The sequence below is a fragment of the Pseudomonas putida genome (assembly GCF_022627325.1).
GTDB classification, from domain to species: domain Bacteria; phylum Pseudomonadota; class Gammaproteobacteria; order Pseudomonadales; family Pseudomonadaceae; genus Aquipseudomonas; species Aquipseudomonas putida_X.
In genome coordinates this window covers 141,108-165,738 of sequence record NZ_JAETZZ010000012.1, presented here as the reverse complement: position 1 = coordinate 165,738, position 24,631 = coordinate 141,108, and the positions used below count along the sequence as shown (strand labels likewise).

Annotated in this window: 21 protein-coding genes and 1 riboswitch; of the genes, 15 read left to right on the top strand and 6 right to left on the bottom strand. The window is 62.4% G+C overall.

The window, feature by feature from the left end; translation table 11 throughout:
• Positions 1-28: 28 nt before the first annotated feature.
• Positions 29-1,423, top strand: a complete 1,395-nt coding sequence (locus JNA92_RS19495) for an MFS transporter (protein ID WP_241806273.1) — start codon at positions 29-31, stop codon at positions 1,421-1,423.
• A 9-nt stretch (positions 1,424-1,432) separates the two neighbouring features.
• On the top strand, positions 1,433-1,984 hold the full coding sequence (locus tag JNA92_RS19490; protein ID WP_012316509.1) for a single-stranded DNA-binding protein: 552 nt from the start codon (positions 1,433-1,435) through the stop codon (positions 1,982-1,984).
• Positions 1,985-2,127: 143 nt separating this feature from the next.
• Here the strand turns inward: JNA92_RS19490 and JNA92_RS19485 are convergent, their stop codons facing one another.
• The gene (locus tag JNA92_RS19485) at positions 2,128-3,561 is read right to left on the bottom strand and encodes a TolC family outer membrane protein (protein WP_241806272.1); all 1,434 of its coding nucleotides are present in this window, start codon (positions 3,559-3,561) and stop codon (positions 2,128-2,130) included.
• A 161-nt stretch (positions 3,562-3,722) separates the two neighbouring features.
• Positions 3,723-3,829: riboswitch (TPP riboswitch) on the top strand.
• A 156-nt stretch (positions 3,830-3,985) separates the two neighbouring features.
• On the opposite strand from JNA92_RS19485, the gene thiC reads away from it, so the two are divergent.
• Together thiC and cytX are read left to right on the top strand one after the other, a co-directional pair.
• The gene (gene thiC, locus JNA92_RS19480; protein ID WP_241806271.1) at positions 3,986-5,872 is read left to right on the top strand and encodes a phosphomethylpyrimidine synthase ThiC; all 1,887 of its coding nucleotides are present in this window, start codon (positions 3,986-3,988) and stop codon (positions 5,870-5,872) included.
• 86 nt (positions 5,873-5,958) lie between these two features.
• A complete protein-coding gene (gene cytX / locus JNA92_RS19475; protein ID WP_241806270.1) occupies positions 5,959-7,242 on the top strand; it encodes a putative hydroxymethylpyrimidine transporter CytX in 1,284 nt (427 codons plus the stop codon).
• Here cytX and JNA92_RS19470 read toward each other — a convergent pair.
• A complete protein-coding gene (locus JNA92_RS19470; protein WP_241806269.1) occupies positions 7,211-7,957 on the bottom strand; it encodes an RsiV family protein in 747 nt (248 codons plus the stop codon). The two genes, cytX and JNA92_RS19470, sit on opposite strands and share 32 nt — an antisense overlap.
• Before the next feature lie 185 nt (positions 7,958-8,142).
• Between JNA92_RS19470 and JNA92_RS19465 the strand changes: the two genes are divergently transcribed.
• The 9 genes from JNA92_RS19465 to JNA92_RS19425 all read left to right on the top strand — a co-directional run bounded on the left by JNA92_RS19465 (position 8,143) and on the right by JNA92_RS19425 (position 17,425).
• On the top strand, positions 8,143-8,760 hold the full coding sequence (locus JNA92_RS19465; protein WP_241806268.1) for an NUDIX domain-containing protein: 618 nt from the start codon (positions 8,143-8,145) through the stop codon (positions 8,758-8,760).
• Positions 8,751-9,203: a DUF1249 domain-containing protein gene (locus tag JNA92_RS19460; RefSeq protein WP_042111790.1), complete on the top strand. Its 453-nt coding sequence runs from the start codon at positions 8,751-8,753 to the stop codon at positions 9,201-9,203. Before JNA92_RS19465 ends, JNA92_RS19460 begins: the two co-directional genes overlap by 10 nt.
• 85 nt (positions 9,204-9,288) lie before the next feature.
• The gene (gene cpdA, locus JNA92_RS19455) at positions 9,289-10,092 is read left to right on the top strand and encodes a 3',5'-cyclic-AMP phosphodiesterase (RefSeq protein WP_241806267.1); all 804 of its coding nucleotides are present in this window, start codon (positions 9,289-9,291) and stop codon (positions 10,090-10,092) included.
• Positions 10,093-10,222: 130 nt separating this feature from the next.
• Positions 10,223-10,831, top strand: a complete 609-nt coding sequence (locus tag JNA92_RS19450) for a YqiA/YcfP family alpha/beta fold hydrolase (RefSeq protein WP_241806266.1) — start codon at positions 10,223-10,225, stop codon at positions 10,829-10,831.
• 35 nt (positions 10,832-10,866) lie between these two features.
• Complete coding sequence (parE, locus tag JNA92_RS19445) at positions 10,867-12,771, top strand: DNA topoisomerase IV subunit B (protein ID WP_012316499.1); 1,905 nt, start codon at positions 10,867-10,869, stop codon at positions 12,769-12,771.
• Complete coding sequence (locus tag JNA92_RS19440; protein WP_241806265.1) at positions 12,768-13,754, top strand: esterase-like activity of phytase family protein; 987 nt, start codon at positions 12,768-12,770, stop codon at positions 13,752-13,754. The genes parE and JNA92_RS19440 overlap by 4 nt, the downstream gene beginning before the upstream one ends.
• On the top strand, positions 13,751-14,269 hold the full coding sequence (locus JNA92_RS19435; protein ID WP_046788114.1) for a retropepsin-like aspartic protease family protein: 519 nt from the start codon (positions 13,751-13,753) through the stop codon (positions 14,267-14,269). Before JNA92_RS19440 ends, JNA92_RS19435 begins: the two co-directional genes overlap by 4 nt.
• 10 nt (positions 14,270-14,279) lie before the next feature.
• The gene (gene parC, locus JNA92_RS19430) at positions 14,280-16,538 is read left to right on the top strand and encodes a DNA topoisomerase IV subunit A (RefSeq protein WP_241806264.1); all 2,259 of its coding nucleotides are present in this window, start codon (positions 14,280-14,282) and stop codon (positions 16,536-16,538) included.
• A 176-nt stretch (positions 16,539-16,714) separates the two neighbouring features.
• Complete coding sequence (locus JNA92_RS19425; protein ID WP_241806263.1) at positions 16,715-17,425, top strand: PqiC family protein; 711 nt, start codon at positions 16,715-16,717, stop codon at positions 17,423-17,425.
• Between the two features lie 74 nt (positions 17,426-17,499).
• Here the strand turns inward: JNA92_RS19425 and JNA92_RS19420 are convergent, their stop codons facing one another.
• Complete coding sequence (locus JNA92_RS19420; RefSeq protein WP_241806262.1) at positions 17,500-18,966, bottom strand: AhpA/YtjB family protein; 1,467 nt, start codon at positions 18,964-18,966, stop codon at positions 17,500-17,502.
• 135 nt (positions 18,967-19,101) lie between these two features.
• Here JNA92_RS19420 and serB point away from each other — a divergent pair, with 135 nt between their 5' ends.
• On the top strand, positions 19,102-20,316 hold the full coding sequence (gene serB / locus JNA92_RS19415) for a phosphoserine phosphatase SerB (RefSeq protein WP_241806261.1): 1,215 nt from the start codon (positions 19,102-19,104) through the stop codon (positions 20,314-20,316).
• A gap of 69 nt (positions 20,317-20,385) precedes the next feature.
• On the opposite strand, the gene asd is transcribed toward serB, so the two are convergent.
• The 3 genes from asd to JNA92_RS19400 are packed head-to-tail and all read right to left on the bottom strand — an operon-like array spanning position 20,386 to position 23,648.
• On the bottom strand, positions 20,386-21,249 hold the full coding sequence (gene asd / locus JNA92_RS19410) for an archaetidylserine decarboxylase (RefSeq protein ID WP_241806260.1): 864 nt from the start codon (positions 21,247-21,249) through the stop codon (positions 20,386-20,388).
• Between the two features lie 9 nt (positions 21,250-21,258).
• Entirely contained in the window at positions 21,259-22,068 is an 810-nt protein-coding gene (locus JNA92_RS19405; RefSeq protein ID WP_241806259.1) for a rhodanese-like domain-containing protein, read from the bottom strand.
• A gap of 44 nt (positions 22,069-22,112) precedes the next feature.
• Positions 22,113-23,648 (bottom strand): HDOD domain-containing protein, encoded by a 1,536-nt coding sequence (locus JNA92_RS19400; RefSeq protein WP_241806258.1) that lies wholly within the window; start codon positions 23,646-23,648, stop codon positions 22,113-22,115.
• A gap of 130 nt (positions 23,649-23,778) precedes the next feature.
• Between JNA92_RS19400 and motA the strand changes: the two genes are divergently transcribed.
• Positions 23,779-24,630 (top strand): flagellar motor stator protein MotA, encoded by an 852-nt coding sequence (gene motA / locus JNA92_RS19395; protein ID WP_241806257.1) that lies wholly within the window; start codon positions 23,779-23,781, stop codon positions 24,628-24,630.
• Position 24,631: the final 1 nt, after the last annotated feature.

The following is a 24,631-nucleotide window of genomic DNA, read 5'->3' as shown; positions in this document are numbered from 1 at the left end:
TCGCCGCCGGTTCACACGAGGTTAATCCATGCACGACACCCACAACGAGCGCATGAGTGGCAGCGAAACGCGCGCCGCTGGCGGCCTGGCCCTGGTCTTTGCCTTTCGTATGCTGGGCATGTTCATGGTCTTGCCGGTGCTGGCCACCTACGGCATGGACCTGGCCGGTGCCACGCCCGCGCTGATCGGCCTGGCCATCGGTGCCTATGGCCTGACCCAGGCGTTTTTTCAAATCCCTTTCGGGATGATTTCCGATCGCATCGGCCGCCGTCCGGTGATCTACCTGGGCCTGGTGATCTTCGCTTTGGGCAGTGTACTGGCGGCTCAGGCCGACTCCATCTGGGGTGTGATTGCCGGGCGAATTCTGCAGGGCGCCGGGGCGATTTCTGCCGCAGTCATGGCGCTGCTGTCCGACCTGACCCGCGAGCAGCACCGTACCAAGGCCATGGCCATGATCGGCATGAGCATCGGCCTGTCGTTCGCTGTGGCGATGGTCGTTGGCCCACTTCTCACCAGCGCCTTCGGCCTGTCAGGATTGTTCCTCGCCACGGCAGGACTTGCGCTGGTGGGCATTTTGCTGATCGCCTTCATCGTGCCCAACACCCACAGCACCTTGCAGCACCGCGAATCGGGTGTGGCGCGCCAGGCACTCGGTCCAACCCTGCGCCATCCGGACCTTCTGCGCCTGGACGCCGGCATCTTCATCCTCCACGCGATCCTCATGGCGAGCTTCGTTGCGCTGCCTCTGGCCTTCGTCGAGCGCGGTGGCTTGCCCAAGGAAGAGCACTGGTGGGTGTACCTGACTGCGCTGTTCATCTCATTTTTTGCAATGGTCCCTTTCATCATCTACGGCGAAAAAAAGCGCAAGATGAAACGCGTATTGGCCGGAGCGGTCAGTGTGTTGCTGCTGGTGGAGGTGTTCTTCTGGCAGTGGGCTGACAACTTGCGCGGACTGGTGATTGGCACCGTGGTATTCTTTACTGCATTCAACCTGCTGGAGGCATCGCTGCCGTCGCTGGTTAGCAAGGTGTCGCCTGCTGGCGGCAAGGGGACGGCGATGGGGGTGTATTCCACCAGCCAGTTCCTTGGTGCTGCGCTGGGTGGGATTCTTGGCGGCTGGCTGTTCCAGCACGGTGGGCTGAACACGGTGTTCCTCGGTTGCGCGGTGCTGTGTGCCGTATGGCTGGTGGTTGCGTTACGCATGAACGAGCCGCCGTATGTGACCAGCCTGCGCATGCCGCTGACGCCTGAGGCAGTCCGGGAAGCCGGCCTGACCGAGCGCCTGATGGCCGTGCCGGGTGTGACCGACGCCGTTGTGGTGGCAGAAGAAGCTGCCATCTATATCAAACTGGATACGAAAATTTTGGACCGTGCGACCCTCGAGCGTCTGGTGAACCCAGCCTCTTCGGCGTGCGAAGCCTAGGAGAACGTTATGGCCCGTGGGGTTAACAAAGTCATTCTGGTCGGCACCTGTGGCCAGGATCCCGAAGTCCGCTACCTGCCCAACGGTAACGCCGTGACCAACCTGAGCCTGGCTACCAGCGAGCAGTGGACCGACAAGCAGTCGGGCCAGAAGGTCGAGCGCACCGAGTGGCACCGTGTGTCGATGTTCGGCAAGGTTGCCGAAATCGCTGGCGAATACCTGCGCAAGGGTTCGCAGGTGTACATCGAGGGCAAGCTGCAGACCCGCGAGTGGGAAAAAGACGGCATCAAGCGTTACACCACCGAAATCATCGTCGACATGCAGGGCACCATGCAGTTGCTCGGCGGCCGTCCGCAGAACCAGCAAGGTGGCGGCGACCAGTACAACCAAGGTGGTGGTAACAACTACAACCAGGGTGGCCAGCAGCAACAGTACAACCAGGCGCCACCACGTCAGCAGGCCCCACGCCCGCAACAGGCTCAGCAGCGCCCTGCGCCGCAACAGCCTGCGCCGCAGCCGGCTGCTGACTTTGACAGCTTTGATGACGATATTCCGTTCTGAGCAACCTCAGGTCGGTAAGACGTCCAGCTTCATCGAAAACCCAGGGCATTTGCCCTGGGTTTTTTTGCGTCTCGCGGATTGCCAGAGGATCGGGAAATGCCTCCTCGAACGCTTTGCTTCGGCGATTGCCGTGACCGCTCGCCTCAAGGCCTGCGTTCGAAGTTCTTCGCCGCTGCCGCCGCCAGGTCCGGTGGCAGGAAGTCCTTGTCCGGATTGTAGTCCGCCTTCAGGTACCGCTTGAGGTCCACCAGGTCCTGTGGGCTCAAAGTACCAGCCGCCTGCTTCAGGCTGAGGTTGTCGAGAATGTAGTCGTACCGGCTGTTGTTGTAGTCGCGAACCGAGGTGTACAGCTGGCGCTGGGCATCGAGCACGTCGACGATATTGCGAGTACCGACCTGGTAACCGATCTCGGTGGCTTCCAGCGCGCTCTGGTTGGAAATGATCGACTGCTTGCGCGCTTGCACCTGCTCCACATCGGTATTCACGGCACGGTGCAGGTTGCGTGTGTTCTCCACCACCTGGCGGCGCAGGCTCTCGCGTTGTTGTTCGCTCTGGCTCAGGCGCTGGTATGCCTCGCGTACTTGCGAGCTGGTCAGGCCGCCACTGTAGATCGGGATGTTCAGCTGCAGGCCGATGCTGGTCTGCTCCACGTCACCGCTGTAGCGCACGCCCAGTTGCGAAGGGTTGGAGAAGCCCAGGCTGTCATTGTCGCCTTTCTGGTATTTGGCTACCGCATCAAGGGTCGGGGCGTGGCCGGCCTTGCGCTGGCGTAGGGTTTCTTCGGCGGCATCGACTGCGTAGTTGGTTGCCAGCAGGTTGAGGTTCTGCCGCCCCGCAGTCTCGACCCAGGCCTTGGCGTCGTTGGGGGTGGGCACCTGTATCGGCAAGGTGTGAACAACGCCCTGGATCGAGGTGTATTCGCGGTTGGTGAGGGTCACCAAAGCCTCGAAAGCATCCTGCACCTGGCGTTCGGCAATGATCCGGTTGGCCCGGGCGGTGTCATAGCTGGCCTGGGACTGCAGCACGTCGGTCTTGTCGGACAGGCCGACATCGAAACGTTCGTTGGACTGGTCGAGCTGGCGCTTGAAGGCCGATTCTTCGGCTTTCGTGGCTGCCAGGTTGTCCTGGGCCCGCAGCACGGCAAAGTAGCTTTGCGCGGTCTGCAGGATCAGGTTTTGCTCAGTGGCAGACAACTCCAGCGCTGCCTGCTCGTTGACGGCCTCGGCAGCCTGCAACTGGAACCAGCGATCGGCGCGGAAGACAGGTTGCGCCAGTGTGGCGCTCCAGGAATTGCCGCTGCGGTTCGAGGTGATCGAGGGTTCGTCGAGTTTGGTGCGGGTGTTCATCATTTCGGCACCTGCCGACAGGTTGGGCAGCAGGCCGGCTCGGGCCTGGGGCACCACTTCGCGGCGCGCGCCATAATCGGCGCGAGCGGCGGCAAGATCGGCGTTGTTGTCGACCGCTTCCTGGTAGACACTGACCAAATCAGTCTTCACCGTCATGGGCACATCCGCTGCCCAGGCCACTCCGTTGGACGCACAAGACACGGCAATCGCCAGTGAGAGTTTGCGCAGCATAGAGGCAATCCTTGTACGAAATTTAATTACTGAACTGTTGAGTATCGAGCGATGGGGCAGTGTAGTGCCATGCGCAATTGGCAACAATCGTTGGCGGTGCCTTTCATCATCCCCCCGTTTTACACGCTTGGCTTTGCCGGCCACTCCAGTCTAGACTGCGCACGTTCTTGTCGGGGTGCCTTGAAGCAAAGGCTGAGATCGCATAGGTGCGGATCCCGTTGAACCTGATCAGGTTAGCGCCTGCGTAGGGAACAAGATTGCTCGCCTTCCCGGGGAGCCTCTTGTGCCAGGTCCGGGAATGTCGCAGCTGCATGCAGCTCAAGGCACTCCATGTATCCGGCACTGCATACCCGCCAAGGGGTGCGTCCGCGTCTTTCAGGTTCTCCCCGACATTCCACCGCTAGGAAGCTGTCTGGAGCCTGTGATGAGCAAACAAGAAAAAACGATCAACCTCAGCGAATCGGCGCAAGTCGATCAGCAGTCCGTGCAACCCTTCCCGCGTTCGCGCAAGGTCTATGTCCAGGGCTCGCGCCCGGACATCCGCGTGCCGATGCGCGAAATCAGTCTGCACGACACCCCCACCGACTTCGGCGGCGAAGCCAACGCGCCGGTACTGGTCTACGACACTTCCGGCCCCTATACCGATCCCGACGTCATCATTGATGTACGCAAAGGCCTGGCCGATGTGCGGTCGGCCTGGATTGACGCCCGTGGCGATACCGAGCGCCTGGGTGGGCTGAGCTCGAATTTCGGCCAGCAACGCCTGAACGACGCCGAACTGGCCAAGCTGCGCTTCAACCATGTGCGCAACCCGCGCCGCGCCAAGGCTGGCGCCAACGTCTCGCAGATGCACTACGCGCGCCAGGGCATCATCACCGCCGAGATGGAGTACGTCGCCATCCGCGAGAACATGAAGCTGCAGGAGGCACGCGCTGCTGGGCTGCTCACGCAGCAGCACGCCGGCCACAGCTTCGGCGCCAACATCCCCAAAGAAATCACTGCCGAGTTCGTGCGCGAGGAGATCGCCCGCGGCCGCGCGATCATCCCGGCCAATATCAACCACACGGAACTGGAGCCGATGATCATCGGCCGCAACTTCCTGGTGAAGATCAACGGCAACATCGGCAACAGCGCCTTGGGCTCCTCGATCGAAGAAGAAGTGGCCAAGCTGACCTGGGGTATTCGCTGGGGCTCGGACACGGTCATGGACCTGTCGACCGGCAAGCACATCCACGAAACCCGCGAGTGGATCATCCGCAACTCGCCGGTACCCATCGGTACCGTACCGATCTACCAGGCCCTGGAAAAGGTCGGCGGAGTTGCCGAAGACCTGACCTGGGAGCTGTTCCGCGACACGCTGATCGAGCAGGCAGAGCAGGGCGTTGACTACTTCACCATCCATGCTGGCGTGCTGCTGCGCTACGTGCCACTGACCGCCAAGCGAGTCACCGGTATCGTCAGCCGCGGCGGGTCGATCATGGCCAAGTGGTGCCTGGCGCATCACCAGGAGAACTTCCTGTACACGCATTTCGATGAGATCTGCGAAATCATGAAGGCTTACGACGTGAGCTTCTCGCTCGGTGACGGACTACGCCCAGGCTCGATTGCCGATGCCAACGACGCGGCGCAGTTCGGTGAGCTGGAAACCCTTGGCGAGCTGACCAAGATCGCCTGGAAGCACGACGTGCAGTGCATGATCGAAGGCCCTGGCCATGTGCCGATGCAGCTGATCAAGGAAAACATGGACAAGCAGCTGGAGTGCTGCGACGAGGCGCCGTTCTACACCCTCGGCCCTCTGACCACTGACATTGCGCCAGGTTACGACCACATCACCTCGGGCATCGGCGCGGCCATGATCGGCTGGTTCGGCTGCGCCATGCTGTGCTACGTCACGCCCAAGGAGCACCTGGGCCTGCCGAACAAGGATGACGTCAAGACCGGCATCATCACTTACAAGATCGCCGCGCATGCTGCCGACCTTGCCAAGGGGCACCCAGGCGCACAGATCCGTGACAATGCCCTGTCCAAGGCGCGTTTCGAGTTCCGCTGGGAGGACCAGTTCAACCTGGGCCTGGACCCTGACACCGCGCGTGCCTTCCACGACGAAACCCTGCCGAAGGAGTCGGCCAAGGTCGCGCACTTCTGCTCGATGTGCGGGCCGAAGTTCTGCTCGATGAAAATCACCCAGGAGGTCCGGGAGTACGCCGCCAACCTGCGCATCGATGCCGTGGATGTGTCGGTTGAGGAGGGTATGCGCGAGCAGGCCGAACGGTTCCGCCAGGAAGGCAGCCAGCTGTACCACAAGGTGTAAGCCGCTGTGATCGTTTGCAGGAGCGCCCCGGCAACGCCGCTCCTGCAACGACTGCGTCGATTGGATTTCTTTGTCGAGTGACAACAATGACAACTACCAGCCATTTTTCCCCCGACCACCCCGTCCCCGCCAGCCAACGCCCGTTCGGTGGCCGGGACCTGTTCTCGCTCTGGTTTTCCCTCGGCATCGGCCTGATGGTCCTGCAGGTGGGCGCGATGCTCGCCCCCGGCCTGGGCCTGGCCGGCGCGGTGCTGGCCATCATCTTGGGTACCGGCGTGGGCGTACTGCTGCTTGGGGCGGCAGGCGTGATTGGCAGCGACACGGGCCTGTGCGCCATGGCCACCCTGCGCCTGAGCCTGGGCAGCCACGGCGCGCGCTTGCCGGCGTTGCTCAACCTGCTGCAACTGATCGGTTGGGGGGCGTTCGAGATCATTGTCATGCGGGACGCCGCCAGCCTGCTGGGCGCGCGCACCTTCGGTGAAGGCAGCCTGTGGAACAGCCCAATGTTCTGGACCCTCTGCTTCGGTGGCCTGGCCACGCTGCTCGCGGTCAGCGGGCCGCTGGCATTCGTGCGCAAGGTGCTGCGTAAATGGGGGATCTGGCTGTTGTTGGGCGCTTGCCTGTGGCTGACCTGGAACCTCTTCGCCAAGGCTGACCTGAGCGAGCTGTGGCAGCGCAGCGGAGATGGGTCGATGTCGCTGGCCACGGGCTTCGACATCGTCATCGCCATGCCGCTTTCCTGGTTGCCGTTGATTGCCGACTACTCGCGCTTCGCCCGCAGCGCCAGGCGCGTGTTCGGCGGGACCGTGCTCGGTTACTTCATCGGCAATACCTGGCTGATGAGCCTGGGCGTGGCCTACACCCTTGCCTTTGCGCCGAGCGGTGAGGTCAATGCGCTGCTGCTGGCCCTGGCCGGTGCCGGGCTGGGTATTCCGTTGCTGCTGATTTTGCTGGACGAGTCGGAGAAGGCCTTTGCCGATATCCACTCGGCGGCGGTATCGACTGGCCTGCTGGTACGCCTGAAGGTCGAGCACCTGGCGTTGGCCATCGGTGTGCTATGTACGCTGATTGCTCTGCTGGCGCCGCTGGCCCAGTACGAGAACTTCCTGCTGCTGATTGGCTCGGTGTTCGCGCCGCTGTTCGGTGTGGTGCTGATGGACCACTTCGTGATCCGCCGCCGCCGCCTTCCAGCACAAATCGATGGTTTGCACTGGCAGGCGCTGCTGGCTTGGGCGGTGGGCGTGGTGGCCTATCACAGCATCGCTGCGCAAGCGCCAGAGGTCGGCGCTACCCTGCCGGCATTGCTGCTGGCGGGTGGGCTGCATGCGCTACTGAGCCTCAGCCGCGGCCGGGGAACAGTTCGGGCTTGAGCACGCCATTCAGGCGAGGGTAGGGAAGCTTCAGTTCCACGTGGCCCATGGAGTAGGGCGCGATGGTATAGACCTCGTATTTGACAACCACTGCGCCGTACGTCAGAGCGATGTGCGGCGACTTCTTGAACGGCCAGGTTTTGACGAACTCGGCATCCTTGTCCATCCCCACGCTGATCAGCCAGGCGCGGTGCGATTCTTCTACCGTTTTCCAGAAGGTGTCTTCCTGGCCCGGGACCAGCATGTCCTGCAGGGTCAGTACCTTGTCCAGCTTGCGCGAATAGTTGATGAAGCCGCGGCCTGGCATGCCATGAGCGCCGCCGCTATCGAGGTAGCTGGACAGCTCGATGATCACCAGCCCGTCATGCTGTTCACGTACCTTGGCCTGCAGGTAGCTGCTGTTGCGTTTGTCGGCAGTTGCCAGGTATTGCTGCTCATACGCCTGCAAAGTGCTTGGTGCGGTGCCATGCTGGTTGTCTTCGGTCAGTTGCAGCAGGCGCTTTTCGACGATTGCGTCGAGCTTGGGCAGGTCCGGGAAGTGAATGGTGTCAATATTCACCAGTGGGCAGTCACTCTCGCTGCAACCTGGCTTTACGTGCTCCCAGGCGTCGCGCTTCACCTCCAGCGGGGCACGGTAATTCGGCGCGAACAGGCTCTGGCAGGCACCGAGGGCCAAGGCCAGCACCGCCACGGCAGTCAGTTTGACAAGTGTCATGATGATCCTTGCAATACAGGGAAAAGTCGGCCTTTGACCGCCTGCGCGGCCTTCAGTTCGCCACTAAGCTAACAGAGAGAACAGCCCCTGTCCCGACTGCGCGAATGGTTAACGGAAAGGGGTGAAACAGGCAGGCGTGCAGAGTAGGATGGCGCGAAGCGGTATTTGAGGTAATGAGGATTTCCATGTCAGACGCGTTGAATTCAGTGCCCAAGGGCTTCGACATCATCGAACGGGCCAATTGCTTCCAGGGCTTCTACAGGCTCGACAAGCTTCGCCTGCGCCATGAGCTGTTCGCCGGGGGCATGGGCCGTGAGATCAGCCGCGAACTGTTCGTGCGCCATGATGCCGTTTGCGTGCTGCCTTACGATCCGCTGCGTGATGAAGTGGTATTGATCGAGCAGTTTCGCGTCGGTGCGCTGGATAAAGTCGACAATCCCTGGCTGATCGAGATGGTCGCCGGCCTGATCGACAAGGACGAACAGCCTGAAGAGGTCGCTCATCGTGAAGCCGAAGAGGAAGCAGGCCTGACCTTCAGCGCCCTATGGCCGATGACGCGGTATTTCCCGTCGCCGGGCGGCAGTGATGAATACGTGCACCTGTTCCTTGGCCGCTGCAGCAGCGAAGGCGCCGGGGGGCTGCACGGCCTGGAAGAAGAGGGCGAGGATATCCGCGTGCGGGTCTGGTCGTTCGAAGATGCCTTGCAGGCTGTGCGCGATGGGCGTATCTGCAATGCGGCGACGATCATTGGCCTGCAATGGCTGGCGCTCAACAGAGATGAAGTACGAGGTATGTGGAAGTGAACCTGCTGCGTGAGCGTTATCGGGTCGATCTGGCCGGGCTGCAGGCAGCCTGTGAGGCCAACTACGCCCGGCTCATGCGCTTGCTGCCCGACATGCGTACCACTCAGAGTTCGCGCCGCATCGGCATGACCCAGGGCGACCAGATGCTCGGCGTGCTGGTCCTCGATGTAGTGCTGGCCTGCCCGTATACCACTACCCTGCGGGTGCGCCAGGAGCACAGCCTGCCTTGGCTGCCGGTGCCCCACCTTGAGGTGCAGGTGTACCACGATGCGCGTATGGCCGAAGTGGTCAGCGCCGAACACACCAGGCGCCTGCGCAGCATCTACCCGTATCCCAACCAGTCCATGCACCAGCCGGATGAAAAGGCCCAGCTCAATCTGTTTCTCGGCGAATGGCTGAGCCACTGCCTGGCGTGTGGTCACGAGCTGGCAAGTGTGCGCTGAAATGTGACCCAGGTCGGTTTCGGCTGTTTTCTCGTAACCGATCCCCCGCCATAATTCGTGCTGAATTCCCCCGAGGAGACGGCCGGTGCCGCACCCAGACCCCTCTCAGGCACCCGTATGCGTGGTGCAATTGACTGACGCTCACCTGTTCGCTGACCCTGCGGGCACGCTGCTGGGGCTGCGCACGCGCGACAGCCTGTGTCATGTGATCGCTCAAGTGCGTCGTGAACAGCCGCGTATCGATCTGCTGTTGTGCACGGGTGACCTTTCGCAGGATGGCAGTGTTGCCTCGTATCAGGCGTTTCGTGATCTTACGGGCGAGATCGGCGTGCCGGCGCGCTGGTTGCCGGGTAATCATGATGAAGCCAGGGTCATGGCCGAGGTGGCGCCGGAGCTGGTGCAGGCAGTGACCGATATCGGCGCCTGGCGTGTCATCATGCTCAATTCTGCGGTGCAGGGCGCGACCCATGGGCTGCTTGAGCCGGCACAGCTGGCGCTGCTCGATGATGCGCTGGTGTCGGCCGGTGGGCGCCATTGCCTGGTCTGCTGCCATCATCAACCGGTGGATATCGGCTGCGCCTGGATCGCACCGATCGGGTTACGCAATGCGGATCAATTGCTGCGCCGGCTTGAGGGTTATCCACAGGTGAGGGCGCTGCTTTGGGGGCATATCCATCAGGAGTGGGATGAGCTGCGTGGCGGGCTGCGCCTGCTGGCCACGCCATCGACCTGCATACAGTTCGCCGCGGGTAGCGAAGACTTCAAGGTGAGTGAGGAGCAGCCAGGTTACCGCTGGTTGCGCCTGCATGCTGACGGGCAGCTGGAGACCGGGGTGCAGCGGGCCACGGACTTCGAGGTGAAGCTCGATTTCGATAGCCCGGGCTATTGAACTCAGGCCAGCAGCATCGCAAAAATTGTTGCGAAAAACCCGCCGCTGCGCCAAAACACGGCGAACACGCTACACTGCGCATCCCTGCGCCTCCACCATGGGGCGCGAAGCCAAAGATTCCGGGGGCAGCATGTCGGGTTCCATCCTCTATATCCATGGCTTGAACAGCTCACCGCTCTCCACCAAGGCGCGTCAGCTCGACGCTGTGATGCAGCAGCTAGGCCTGTCCGGCCAGCTGCGCGTACCCGCCTTGCACCATCACCCGCGCCAGGCCATCGCACAGCTCGAAGCGGCCATCGCCGAACTGGGCGCGCCCCTGCTGGTCGGCAGTTCGCTCGGCGGCTACTATGCCACCCATCTGGCCGAGCGCCTGGGCCTCAAAGCCCTGCTGATCAACCCCGCGGTCACCCCGCACAAGCTGTTCGACGGCTACCTGGGCACCCAGCGCAACCACTACAGCGGCGAAACCTGGGAGCTGACCCACGATCATGTCCAGGCCCTGGCTGAGCTGGAAATGCCGGCCCCCGCGGACGCCAGCCGCTATCAAGTGTGGTTGCAGACCGCCGATGAAACCCTGGACTATCGCCACGCCCAGCATTATTACCGGGCGTGCGCGTTGCGTATCCAGGCCGGTGGTGACCACGGCTACCAGGGCTTTGCCGAGCAGATACCAGCCCTGCTGGCCTTCGCCGGAATTGCCCGGAGGCAGTATGCGGCGCTCGATTTTTCTGTATTTTGATTTTTTCGCATTCACCAGACTGACGACGAGAACCCATGGCCAACCCCAGCGCTAGCGCCTATAACGCAGACGCCATCGAAGTCCTCTCGGGCCTTGACCCGGTCCGTAAACGGCCGGGCATGTACACCGATACCAGCCGGCCCAACCACCTGGCCCAGGAAGTCATCGACAACAGTGTCGACGAAGCCCTGGCTGGCCACGCCCGTTCGGTGCAGGTCATCCTTCATGCCGACCACTCGCTGGAAGTCAGCGATGACGGCCGCGGCATGCCGGTGGATATCCACCCCGAAGAGGGCGTATCGGGGGTCGAGTTGATCCTCACCAAGCTGCATGCCGGCGGCAAGTTCTCCAACAAGAACTACCAATTCTCCGGGGGGCTGCACGGCGTCGGCATCTCGGTGGTCAATGCCTTGTCGACCCAGGTGCGCGTGCGCGTCAAGCGGGACGGCAACGAATACCAGATGACCTTTGCCGATGGCTTCAAAGCCAGCGAGCTGGAAGTGGTCGGTACTGTCGGCAAGCGCAATACCGGCACCAGTGTGTACTTCAGCCCCGATCCGAAGTACTTCGATTCACCCAAGTTTTCCATCAGCCGCCTCAAGCACGTGCTCAAGGCCAAGGCCGTACTGTGCCCAGGCCTGTTGGTAAGCTTCGAGGACAAGGCCAGCGGCGAGAAGGTCGAATGGCATTACGAGGATGGCCTGCGTTCCTACCTGGTCGACTCGGTCAGTGAGTTCCAGCGCCTGCCGGACGAGCCCTTTTGCGGCAGCCTGGCCGGCAACAAGGAAGCTGTGGACTGGGCCTTGCTGTGGCTGCCCGAAGGCGGTGACAGTGTTCAGGAAAGCTACGTCAACCTGATCCCCACCGCCCAGGGCGGTACCCACGTGAACGGCCTGCGTCAGGGCCTGCTCGATGCCATGCGCGAGTTCTGCGAGTTCCGCAACCTGTTGCCGCGCGGGGTCAAGCTGGCGCCAGAAGACGTTTGGGAACGCATCACGTTCGTGCTCTCGATGAAGATGCAAGAGCCACAGTTCTCTGGGCAGACCAAAGAGCGTCTGTCGTCGCGCGAGGCTGCAGCATTCGTCTCGGGCGTGGTCAAGGACGCCTTCAGCCTGTGGCTCAATGCACACCCCGAACTGGGCATGCAGCTGGCGGAACTGGCCATCAGCAACGCCGGCCGCCGCCTCAAGGCCAGCAAGAAAGTCGAGCGCAAGCGCGTCACTCAGGGCCCTGCGCTGCCGGGCAAGCTGGCCGATTGCGCAGGCCAGGACCCAATGCGGGCCGAGCTGTTCCTGGTCGAGGGTGATTCGGCCGGTGGCTCTGCCAAGCAGGCGCGTGACAAGGAGTTCCAGGCGATCCTGCCGCTGCGCGGCAAGATCCTCAACACCTGGGAAGTGGACGGTGGTGAGGTGCTGGCCAGCCAGGAAGTGCACAACATTGCCGTGGCCATCGGTGTCGACCCGGGCGCTGCCGACCTGTCGCAGCTGCGCTATGGCAAGATCTGCATCCTTGCCGACGCCGACTCCGACGGCCTGCACATCGCTACCCTGCTGTGCGCGCTGTTCGTTCAGCACTTCCGTCCGTTGGTCGAAGCAGGCCACGTCTACGTTGCCATGCCGCCGCTGTACCGTATCGACCTGGGCAAGGAAATCTACTACGCCCTCGATGAGGCTGAGCGCGACGGCATTCTCGACCGCCTGGTGGCCGAGAAAAAGCGTGGCAAGCCACAGGTCACCCGATTCAAAGGGCTGGGCGAAATGAACCCACCGCAGTTGCGCGAAACAACCATGGACCCTAACACCCGGCGCCTGGTCCAGCTGACCCTGGATGACCTGCAGGGCACCACCGAAATCATGGATATGCTGTTGGCCAAGAAACGTGCGGGCGATCGCAAGAACTGGCTGGAGACCAAAGGCAATCTGGCCGAGGTTCTGGTTTGATTCGTTCGTTTGTCGCGGTTTTCCTTACGCTGGTCGCGCTGCAAAGCCTGGCTGGCGACTGGCCGGAGCTGAAGCTGACATCCGAGCATCCGATCGACGGCATGCGCGGCGGCAATCTCTCCGGGCTGGCTTTTTGTCGGGGTGCGTTGTGGGGCGTTTCGGATCGCGATGATGACCGTATCTACCGCTTCGACCCGCACAATCAGGTCTGGCGCGCCCAGCCTTTGACGTTCTCCCCACCCCCGGTGCCGGACAGCGGTTTGCCTTGGGGGCTGAAGTCGCGCAACTGGGCGGTGTCGTTCATTCGTGGCGGGCAGTTTGATTACGAAGGCATCACGTGCGATCAGGCTGGTAACATCTACCTGGTCAGCGAAGCGCATGTGGCCGTGCTGCAATTGCCGGTCGTAGGCGCACCTGCCTGGCTCAGGGTTGACCCAGCGATGATTCGCCAGGCACGGGCCAGTGGCATGCTGCTGAACTTCAATGCCCTGTTCGAAGGCCTGGCGATCAACCCGGCCGGTGATCGCCTGTGGCTTGCGGCCGAGCGTGAGCGCCGGGGCTTGGTCAAGATAGAACGGCAGCAGTCGGTATGGACGTGCGGACGCAGTTGCGTACTGCTCAGTGAAGCCGGGGTCGAGATGCAACCGCCACAAATGCCTGAGGCCCGTGCGCTTTCGCGTGATTTTGCTGACCTGGCCTGGTTCGAGGGCAAGCTGTTCACCCTCGAACGTAATGCATACCGCGTGTGCCGGCGCCATGCCGACAACGGCGAGGTCGAGCGCTGCTGGTCATTCGCCGCCGATGCTCTGGTGCCCGAGCGCCGCTACGATCAGCCGTTCGGCCTGGCCGAAGCGTTGGTGATCGATGCCAAGGGCGCCTGGATCGGTCTGGACAACAACAACGCTGATCGCGCCGATGGTGAAAACCGCCCGGTCGTCTGGCGCTTCGCCGCCCCGCAGGGCGGGTGGAGCGCCACACCATGAGCCAGCCACCGGGCAAGCGTGCGGGCAGGGTACTGATGATCGTCGCCTGGGCGGCGGCGATGTTCCTCGCTACGCGGTTTTTCGGTGAGTGGGAGGCGCGCGAGCGTAACCCCAATACCCAGGTGCAGTCCGAGCACGGCGAAGGCTTCATCGAGGTGCGCCTGCTGGGCAATGGCCAAGGCCATTTCGTGGCAGATGGCGCGATCAACGGCAAAGCTGTGCATTTCATGCTCGATACCGGCGCCACCGACGTGGCGATCCCCGAAGCGCTGGCCCGTGACCTGAGCCTGCAACGTGGCAGCCCGGTCATCCTCAGCACCGCCAACGGTCGCACCGAAGGTTACCGCACGCGACTGGACAGCCTGCAGCTTGGGGATATCCGCCTGCAGGGCGTGCGCGCCCTGGTGGTGCCGGGGCTGGATGGGCAAACGGTGCTGCTCGGCATGAGCGCTCTGAAACAACTTGAATTTACCCAGCGCGGCGGCACCATGCTGCTACGCCAGAACCTGAAATGACGAGGCCCGCATGAGCGACTCACTGGAACTCAGCCTCGACGGCGTCGAACGCCGTTCGCTGGCTGACTTCACCGAACAGGCCTACCTCAACTATTCCATGTACGTGATCATGGACCGGGCCTTGCCGCACATCGGCGACGGCCTCAAGCCTGTGCAACGACGCATCGTCTATGCCATGAGCGAGTTGGGGCTCGATGCCGATGCCAAGCACAAGAAGTCGGCGCGTACCGTCGGCGACGTGCTCGGTAAATTCCACCCCCACGGCGATTCGGCCTGCTACGAAGCCATGGTGCTGATGGCGCAGCCGTTCAGCTACCGCTACACGCTGGTCGATGGCCAGGGTAACTGGGGGGCGCCGGACGATCCGAAGTCGTTCGCGGCGATGCGTTACACCGAAGCGCGCCTGTCGCGCTATTCCGAGGTGCTGCTCAGCGAACTGGGCCAGGGCACCGTGGACTGGGTGCCCAACTTCGACGGTACCCTGCAGGAACCTGCGGTACTGCCGGCACGGTTACCGAACATCCTGCTCAACGGCACCACCGGCATTGCCGTCGGCATGGCCACCGACGTGCCGCCACACAACCTGCGCGAAGTGGCCAGTGCCTGTGTGCGCCTGCTCGACGAGCCCAAGGCCACCCTCGAGCAGCTGTGTGAACACATCCAGGGGCCGGACTACCCGACCGAAGCTGAAATCATCACGCCGCGTGCCGAGATCCTCAAGATCTACGAAAGCGGCCGCGGTTCGATCCGCATGCGCGCCGTATACCGGGTCGAGGACGGCGACATTGTCGTCACTGCGTTGCCGCACCAGGTCTCCGGGGCCAAGGTGCTGGAGCAGATCGCCGCGCAGATGCAGGCGAAGAAGCTGCCCATGGTCGCTGACCTGCGTGACGAATCGGACCATGAAAACCCCTGCCGTATCGTGATCATCCCACGCTCCAACCGCGTGGATGCCGACGAACTGATGCAGCACCTGTTCGCCACTACCGAGCTGGAAAGCAGCTATCGGGTCAACGTCAACATCATCGGCCTGGACGGGCGGCCACAGCTCAAGAACCTGCGTGCCTTGCTTCTGGAGTGGCTGCAGTACCGTATCGGTACCGTTCGTCGTCGCCTGCAGCACCGCCTGGAGAAGGTCGAGCGGCGCCTGCACCTGTTGGAAGGCTTGCTCACTGCATTCCTCAATCTCGATGAAGTCATCCACATCATCCGTACCGAGGAGCATCCCAAGCAGGCATTGATCGCTCGTTTCGACCTCACCGAAATCCAGGCCGACTACATCCTTGAGACCCGCCTGCGCCAGCTGGCGCGTCTGGAGGAGATGAAAATCCGCGGTGAGCAGGACGAATTGCTCAAGGAGCAGGCCAAGCTGCTGGCCTTGCTCGGCAGCGATGCCAAGCTACGCAAGCTGGTACGCAGCGAACTGATCAAGGATGCGGAGACTTACGGCGACGACCGCCGGTCGCCGATCGTCGCGCGCGCCGAAGCCAAGGCACTGTCGGAAAACGAGCTGATGCCGACGGAGCCTGTCACCGTCGTGCTGTCGGAAAAAGGCTGGGTGCGTTGCGCCAAAGGCCACGACATCGATGCAACCGGCCTCTCGTACAAAGCGGGCGATGGCTTCAAGGCTGCAGCAGCGGGGCGTTCCAACCAGTTTGCCGTGCTCATCGATTCCACCGGGCGCAGCTACTCGGTGGCTGCGCATACCTTGCCATCGGCGCGTGGCCAGGGTGAGCCGCTGACCGGTCGCCTGACGCCGCCGCCGGGGGCTACCTTCGAATGCGTGCTGCTGCCGGAGGATGATGCGCTGTACGTGGTGGCATCGGATGCCGGTTACGGCTTTGTGGTCAAAGGTGAGGATTTGCAGGCCAAGAACAAGGCCGGCAAAGGGTTGCTCAGCCTGCCTAACGGGGCCAAGGTCATCGGCCCGCGCCCTGTGGCAAACCGTGAACAGGACTGGTTGGCGGCCGTGACCACCGAAGGTCGCTTGCTGGTATTCAAGGTCGCCGACCTGCCGCAACTGGGCAAAGGCAAGGGCAACAAGATTATCGGTGTGCCCGGTGATCGGGTCGCCAGCCGTGAAGAATATGTTACAGATCTGGCGGTAATTCCCGAGGGCGCCACCCTTGTATTGCAAGCTGGCAAGCGTACCCTGTCTTTGAAGCCGGACGACCTTGAGCATTACAAGGGCGAGCGCGGGCGGCGGGGTAGCAAGCTGCCACGCGGGTTCCAGCGCGTTGACGGTTTGCAGGTGGAAAGTCCGGCATAAATCAGCAGAAATGTCTGGGGCGGCAATTTCAGCGCCGTTCCAGGCAGAAATGCTGGAGTCGGGCCGACATTTCGCGGATGATAGTGCACCTGTGGTGCCGGCGTGGCCGTGTGCCCGATTGAATCTATATCAGTATCAATGCGGTTAGCCTGGTGGCGACCGCCTGGATGGGATGAATGAAATTTCTGCGCCTTCCATTTGCGCTGTTGATGACGGGCCTGCTGGGGCTGAGCGGATGCAGCATGCATCAGCCGGTTGCCCTGTATCAGCTCGACAGCGGTGACCCTGGCCAGCCTTCGCAGAGTGCGGGCATGGCCGTGGTGCTCGGCCCGGTGTCGGTCGCCGATTACCTGCAGCGTGAAACCTTTTTGCAGCGCCAGCCGGATGGCAGCCTGAGTTCGGCGACGGACGGTCGTTGGGCCGGTAGCCTGTCGGCAGACATCGACCAACTGTTGGTGCGTCAGCTGGCCTGGCGCCTGGACAGCCAGCGGGTGGTCCTGGCACCGGCCAGCAGTGGCTTCTCGCCTGACGTACAGGTATTGCTGTCGATCACTCGTCTGGACTCGGGCAAGAACCAGCCGGCTATTCTCGACGCCCAATGGCGTTTGCTGGACCGCCGTGGGAATGTGCGTGACAACCGGATCGTTCACCTCGAGCAGCCGCACGAAGGCAGCGAGTCTTCGCAGGTACAGGCCCAGGGGCAGTTGTTGCAGAAGCTGGCAGAACAGTTGAGCGCTGCGGTCAAACCTTTGGCCAACCAGCCGGCGATCGCTGAAGAGTCGCGCAAAAAACCTGCAGCGCCGGTTCAAGTCAAGAAAGCACCGGAGAAGTCGAAGATCCCTATGGCTTCGCCTATTCGGACCGATATGGAAGTCTATCGGTTCTGATGCTTACCCCGGATACACAAAAGCCCGCACATGTGCGGGCTTTTTCATGGGTGTGAGATCAAGGGCACTCGGTATCACGCCCTGCGTTCGTGCATCCGCGCCAACTGCCGCTCCAGCATCGAGGGGTAGGGCTCCATCAAGCGTTCGACACAGCAGGCCCCTTCAGGGCTGGCAATTGGCCGAATGCGCGCACGCTGGCGAATCAGCGAGTCGTCACTGATCTGCCGCTCCACCAGCAGTAGGTTGCGGCTGTGCTGGGAGAGCGCCAGGGCGTCCTGGGCTTTTTCGGTCATCAGCAGGTCTACCTGTTCCAGCCCCTGCAAATCATCGCCCAAGGCCAGGCCCAGTTGCAGTTGCAGGGTGATGCCGCTGTCGGCGACCTCGATCTGCAGGGCGTGGCCGAGTGCGCGCAGCAGTTCGCCGCAGCAGATTGCATTGGTCAGGTAATCCTCGCCGCAGTCGCGGCTGTGGAACAGCACCAACGTGCTGCCGTCGTTGAGCGTGTGGGTTTCGCCATCGTACAGCGACGCGGCCTGCTCCAGGCAGTCGCGGTAGCGCTCCAGCAACTCGGTCAGGCGGGTGCGCGGCAGCCGGCGCAGTTGCTCCTGCGATCCTAGCTGAACGGCCAGCACCGCAGTGCTCTGCGGCTCGTCGGACTCGACTGCTGCGGCCTTCGGCGCGCTTTCTTCGTGGTCCAGCAGGCCGGCAAAGGCTTCATCATCGTCTTCGTCGCCTACCTGAGCAGCAGCCTTGGCCCGTGGCGCAGCTTTGACCGGCGCAGGGGCATCGTGCAGATCGTCGAAGTCGTCTTCATCTTCATATTCCTCCGGTTCAGGCTCTGGAGGGGGCGGCGGGGCCAGGCGCGCATGCAGCTGACGGGCAATATCGCCGATCTCATCCTGACGATCGATCGCCGGGGTGTAGGGGTGCGGGTCACGCAGCCATACACGCAGTTGCAGCAGCGGCAGGGTGATGTGGCGGCCTTGGCGCAGGCTCAGGCTCAGTGCCAGGGCCAGCAGGATCGCGGCCAGGATGCCCATGCTCTGCAGGCTGATCAGCATCGGCTGCTGGAACTGGCTCATGTCCAGGCTGATGCGCAGTTGCCCGGCCGTCACGTCCTGGAAGGTGATCTTGGTCTGGTACAGGCCTTCGGCCTCACCCAGCAGGCTGTTGCGTGGGCGCTGCCCGGCTTCTGCCAGGATACGGTTGTCCACGCTGTATATAGCCGCGTGGGCCACCAGCGGGTTCTTCACCAGGTTGCCCAACAGCACGTTGAGGCTGAGGATGTCGTTGGACACCAACAACTCGGTCGCCGATGTGGCTGTCTGGGTGGTCAGGCTCTGGCCAAGGGCGTCCGCCTGCTCGTGCATGGCCTGCTTGAACTGCAGACCCATCACGCAGGCATAGATCACCAGCGCCAGCGCCACCAAGAAAATGTTGGTGCTGGCGATGCGCAGTGCCAGGGGAACGCGACGTTGGCGCAGGGCACGGAAGATCATGAGGAAGAAGTTGTCTGGTTTGACGGGCGTGGGCCGGTTCACAGAGCGCGGCTCTTAATGGCATGAAAGTGCTGCGCAGTATAGCGACCCGAGTTTTGTCGGCAAAGTATCGTTGGCGCCCGATGGTCACGGAAAATCGGTAGAATGCGCATTTTTCATCGAAGTCGGAGCCAGGTTGTGCGCGAAATCGTTCTGATCAACATCACCGGTGAGGACCGCCCGGGTCTCACTGCCGCCATCACCGGCGTCCTCCTCCAGGGCGGTGTGAACATTCTCGACATCGGCTTGGCTGTCATGCATGGCACCCTGTCGTTCGGCATTCTGGTCGATATTCCGGACAACGAAGTGGCCACCAGCCTGTTGCAGAGCGTGCAGTCCAAGGCCCATGAGCTGAACCTGCAGGCCCGCTACACGCCGATTTCCGAGTCTGATTACCAGCACTGGGCCGATGGCCAGGGCGAAGCCCGCTATATCGCTACCGTTCTCAGCCGCAAGATCACCCCGCAGCAACTGCAGCGTGTCAGTGCAGTCATCAGCCAGTACGGCCTGACCATCGAGCGTATCGAGCGGTTGTCTGCGCGTGTTGCGCTGGGCGTGCAGAGTGAGCATGGCAAAGCTGCCCTGGAAATTTCCGTACGCGGAGAGCCAAGCGATGCCCAGGCCCTGCGTGCCGACTTCTTTGCCTTGTCCGAGGCGTTGAACATCGATATCGCCTTCCAGAAGGACGACCTGTTCCGTCGCAACCGCCGCCTGGCGGTGTTCGACATGGATTCGACCCTGATCGAGGCCGAAGTCATCGATGAACTGGCCAAGGCTGCCGGCGTCGGCGAGCAGGTGGCAGCGATCACCGAGCGGGCAATGCGCGGCGAACTGGACTTTCGTGCCAGCTTCAAGGAGCGCATGGCGCTGCTCAAGGGCCTGGACGTTGGTGTGCTGGACCAGATCGGTGCTTCGCTGCGCCTCACCGAAGGTGCCGAGAACCTGTTCGCCGAGCTCAAGCGCATGGGCTACAAGACTGCGATCCTCTCGGGTGGTTTCACCTACTTTGCCAAGCAGGTGCAGGCGCGCCTGGGCATCGATTATGTGTTCGCCAACGAACTGGAAGTGGTTGATGGCAAGGTGACCGGTGTGGCGGTCGAGCCCATCGTCGATGCCCAGCGCAAGGCAGAGCTGCTGCAGCAGTTGGCGAGCGAAGAGGGCCTGCAACTGGAGCAGACCATTGCCGTAGGCGACGGTGCCAACGACCTGCCGATGCTGTCGCTGGCCGGTCTGGGCGTCGCCTTCCGCGCCAAGCCGTTGGTACGTCAATCGGCCAAACAGGCCATCTCGACCCTTGGGTTGGACGGCGTGCTCTATCTGCTGGGGCTGCGCGACCGCGACGCGCGGGGCTGACACAAACCTCGCTGACAAAAAGGCCCTGCATGACTACAGCCATGCAGGGCCTTTTGGTTTTGAGCAGAATCAAGCCTGCGCGGGAACCGCCAACAGCTCACCCATGCGCGTTGCCGAACCGGCACCCAGGGTTTCAGCCCACTTCACCTGCTCCGGCCCGAACAGCACGATAGCCGTGGAGCCCAGCTTGAAGCGGCCCAGTTCCGCACCCTTCTCCAGATGGATCGGCGCACGGCTGCCTTCGTCATAGCGGAAGGTTTTAAGTTCGCGCTTGGGCGGGGTGACCAGGCCGGCCCACACGGTTTCGATCGAGGCAACGATCATCGCCCCCACCAGCACCACGGCCATCGGCCCGCGCTCGGTGTCGAACAGGCACACCACACGCTCATTGCGGGCAAACAGCTCAGGGACGTTTTCTGCAGTGGTCTGGTTCACCGAGAACAGGCGACCCGGCACATAGACCATTTCGCGCAGGGTACCGGCCAGCGGCATGTGCACGCGGTGGTAGTCCTTCGGCGACAGGTAGATGGTTGCGAATTCACCACCCATGAACGGGGCGGCCAGGGCCGGGTCGCCGCCGAGCAGCTCCAGGGCGCTGAAGCTGTGGCCCTTTGCCTGGAAGATGCGACCGTGTTCGATCGGGCCCAGCTGGCTAACAGCACCATCGGCCGGGCAGAGGATGGCCCCCGGCGTTTCGTCCAGCGGACGTGCACCCGGCTTGAGGGCCCGGGTGAAGAAGGCATTGAAGTGCTCGTAGGCGGAGAGGTCTTCGACCAGTGCCTCGCTCATGTTCACCTGGTAGCGCTTGGCGAACCAGGCGGTGAAGGCATTCTTGAACCAGCGTGCGCGGCACTCGGCGACGCAGCCGGCCAGCCGCGACAGCAGATGGTGCGGCAGCAGGTACTGGCTGATGATGAACAGACGGGATTTCATGCAGGTTCCTTAAACTTCTACAGGCGTGTCCGGATGGTTGCCCCATTCGCTCCACGAGCCGGCATAGGCCTTGACGCGTGGGTAGCCGAGGGCTTTGGCCACCAGGTAGGTAAAGCCGGAGCGGCGGTGGGACTGGCAATGGGTGATCACTTCCTTGTCAGGGGTGATGCCCAGTTGCTGGAGGACTTGGGCGATGTCCTTGCGGATGCGCAGGTGGTCGTTGAGGTCCATGCCTGCCGTCCACTCGAAGTTGATCGCGCCGGGTATATGGCCACCTTTGGCTGCTAGGACCTTTTCACCGGAAAATTCTTGCGGGCCGCGAGCATCCCAGATCACCAGGTCATCGGCGCCCAGACGGCTTTGCAGGTATTCGCGGGTGGCGGTCGGTTCGCCATGCAGCTGCAGGCGCACCGGTACGGAGGCGGGCGGCGGCACCTCGGTCGAGAGCTTGTCCGCCGGCCAGGCCTGGATGCCGCCATTGAGGTAATGGCAGGCCTTGTGGCCGATGACGTCGAGCAGCCAGATGAAGCGCCCGGCCCAGCCGCCGCCCTCATCGTCGTACACCACGTAGACCGCATCGTCCCGGTGGCCAAGTTCGCTGAACAGTTTTTCCAGCTCGCCAATGGCCGGCAAAAGCCCCGGCGCGGGCGGCAAGCCCAGCTGGGTGCGCTTGCCTTCGACGAAGCGGGCGCCGGGGATATGGCCGCTGACATAGCGGTTGGCGCTACTCAGGTCGACCAGGATCAGCTGGGGGGACGCCAGGCGCGAAAGCAGGTCCGCAGGCTCGATCACCAGCGGTAGTCCGGCAAAATCAGTCATCCACGGTCTCCAGTGTGGAAAGGGGGGCGATTGTAGCGCAAGGGTCAGGCATTGCGGTTGGCAAACGCCGCAAGGGCGCGCTCGATACATTGCGCGGTTTTACCGAATGCTTGAACACTGACATCTGCCATCGGTTTACCGCCTTGGTCGGCCACTGCCAGCATCAGCACCTGGTTATTCACGGCCAGCGAGCGCAGCAACAGGTGTTCGCCACGGAAGAACGCACGCAATGGGGCGGGCAGCAGGGCCGCGAACTGCGCATGGTTGTCTGGCGACAGGCGCAGCTGCGCGGCCTGGCCGACCAGTTTCTGCAACAGCTTGCTCTGCGTGACGGGCAGGGCGATGGTTGCAGCCTCCTTGGGCAAACCGGCCGTTTGCTGTACACGCAGGTAGTCACTGGCCTTGTCCAGGGTCAGCAGCATGATGCGCTGCATGCCGCAGGCCAACAGTGCTTCGCGGGCGTGGGTGGCCAGGTGCACGGCATTGGTGAAGGGGCTGGGCTGTGCCAACAGCGCTTGGCACAGCGTGCGCCAATGGCCGAGCGCCTCGCTGGAAGGCGGTGGCGGTGTCAGCATGTCTGGGTGCGGGCGACGCTGTTGCCAGGGCCAGATCAAGGCCTCGGCTGGGTGGAACAGGGCATGCCTGGCGTGCCGGCGAGCACTGGCGGCGGCCTGTTGGTGAACTTGCTGTTGCACGTCCTCCAGTGTGGTCTGCAGGTACAGCGCGGTAAGCAATTGCCAGCGCAGCAGGTGCGGGTTGTCCCAGCCTACCTGTGCCGCCAGCGCCAGGTTGTTGGCCAGCAGCACGGTATTGGCCGGCTGGTTGAACCAGCGGCTCAGTGCCGGCGCCTCATCCAGGCGGTGTTGTTGGCTAAGCAGGTCTTCGTCGCGGGCGATGCTCAGTATCTGCCCCAGTTGCTCACGCTCTTCAAGAAGCATGCGGTAACCCTGGGTGACCCATTGCGACAGGCGCCAGTGTTCGGCCATGGCTTGGCATAGCGCCAGAATGCGCACGCCAAACAGCTCGAGCTCGACCTCTTGCGCCTCTTCGCCCTTGTGGATAACCCGTAGTTCCCACGCGTCCAGCAGCTTGGGGTAGGCCAAGGCCAACGGCCATAGTGGCGAGAGGAACAGCAGGCTACCCCAGTGAATTTCCTGCCACAGCCGTGCAAGGCGGCTGGCGAACAGGCCGCTGGCCTGCTGCGAAGCATGCTGGCTGATCAGCAGGAACTGGCGCAGCACCGGCGGGATGTCCTCGTCCGGCAGCGCTGGCAGGCGGGTAAGCAATTCCCTAGTGCGTGCCAGGCCCAGCCTGTTCAGGGCGATTTCCAGGCTTTCGGCGGGCTCTGCCTGGCTGGCATTGGCGGGATGATTGGCCTCGCGCATCACCGACAGCACCAGGGCCGGGCTGTCCTGCATCAGTTCGGCGATATCGCGAAGCGAACGGCGGCTATCGTTGATAGCGCTCATGACCCGGTCATAACTCTGCTTCGGCACCGGTACACGAATACCGTCCAGCAGCTTTACCCAGGCCTCTAGCGTACGCGGATTCTGAGTGGGCACCTTGGATTCCATTGGCATTTTGACATCAGTCCGAACTGGCTTTTCGCTTTGAGTGGCTATAGTCTGGCGCAGTTCTGCCGATAAGTAGAAGAAGAGTTTTAAAGCTCCCGTCCCTCATCCTGACCACGACAGCAAGTGCTTTGAACCTATGGCTAAAATTATCGGCATCATCGTCGTATTCGCGAGCGTGCTCGGCGGATATGTGCTCTCCCACGGCAAGATTGCGGCACTGATCCAGCCGTTCGAAGTGCTGATCATCGGCGGTGCAGCCTTTGGCGCCTTCATGCAGGCCAACCCCGGTTACATGACCATGCATGTAATCAAGAAGTCGCTGAAGATGTTCGGCACCCGCTTCACCCACACCTTCTACCTGGAAGTGCTGGGCCTGGTGTACGAAATCCTCAACAAGAGCCGTCGCGAAGGCATGATGGCGATCGAGGGCGATATCGAAGACGCCGCAGCCAGCCCGATCTTTGCCAAATACCCAGCGGTGCTGGGTGATGAACGCATGACCGCCTTCATCTGCGACTACCTGCGCATCATGTCCACCGGCAACATGGCACCCCACGAACTCGAAGGCTTGTTCGACATGGAGCTGCTGAGCATGAAGGAAGAGCTCGAGCACCCGTCGCATGCGGTCAACGGCATTGCCGACGGCATGCCCGGTTTCGGTATCGTCGCAGCTGTACTGGGCATCGTGGTGACCATGGCGTCTCTGGGCGAGGGCGACCAGGCCTCGATCGGCCTGCACGTCGGCGCGGCGCTGGTCGGTACCTTCTTCGGTATCCTTGCAGCCTATGGTTTCTTTGGCCCGCTGGCCAAGTGCCTGGAGCACGATGCCAAGGAAGAGCTCAACCTCTATGAATCGATCAAGGCTTCGCTGGTCGCGTCTGCTTCTGGCATGCCACCTTCGCTGGCCGTTGAATTCGGGCGCAAGGTGCTGTATCCGAAGCATCGCCCGAGCTTTGCCGAGCTGGAACAAGCAGTTCGCGGTCGCTGAG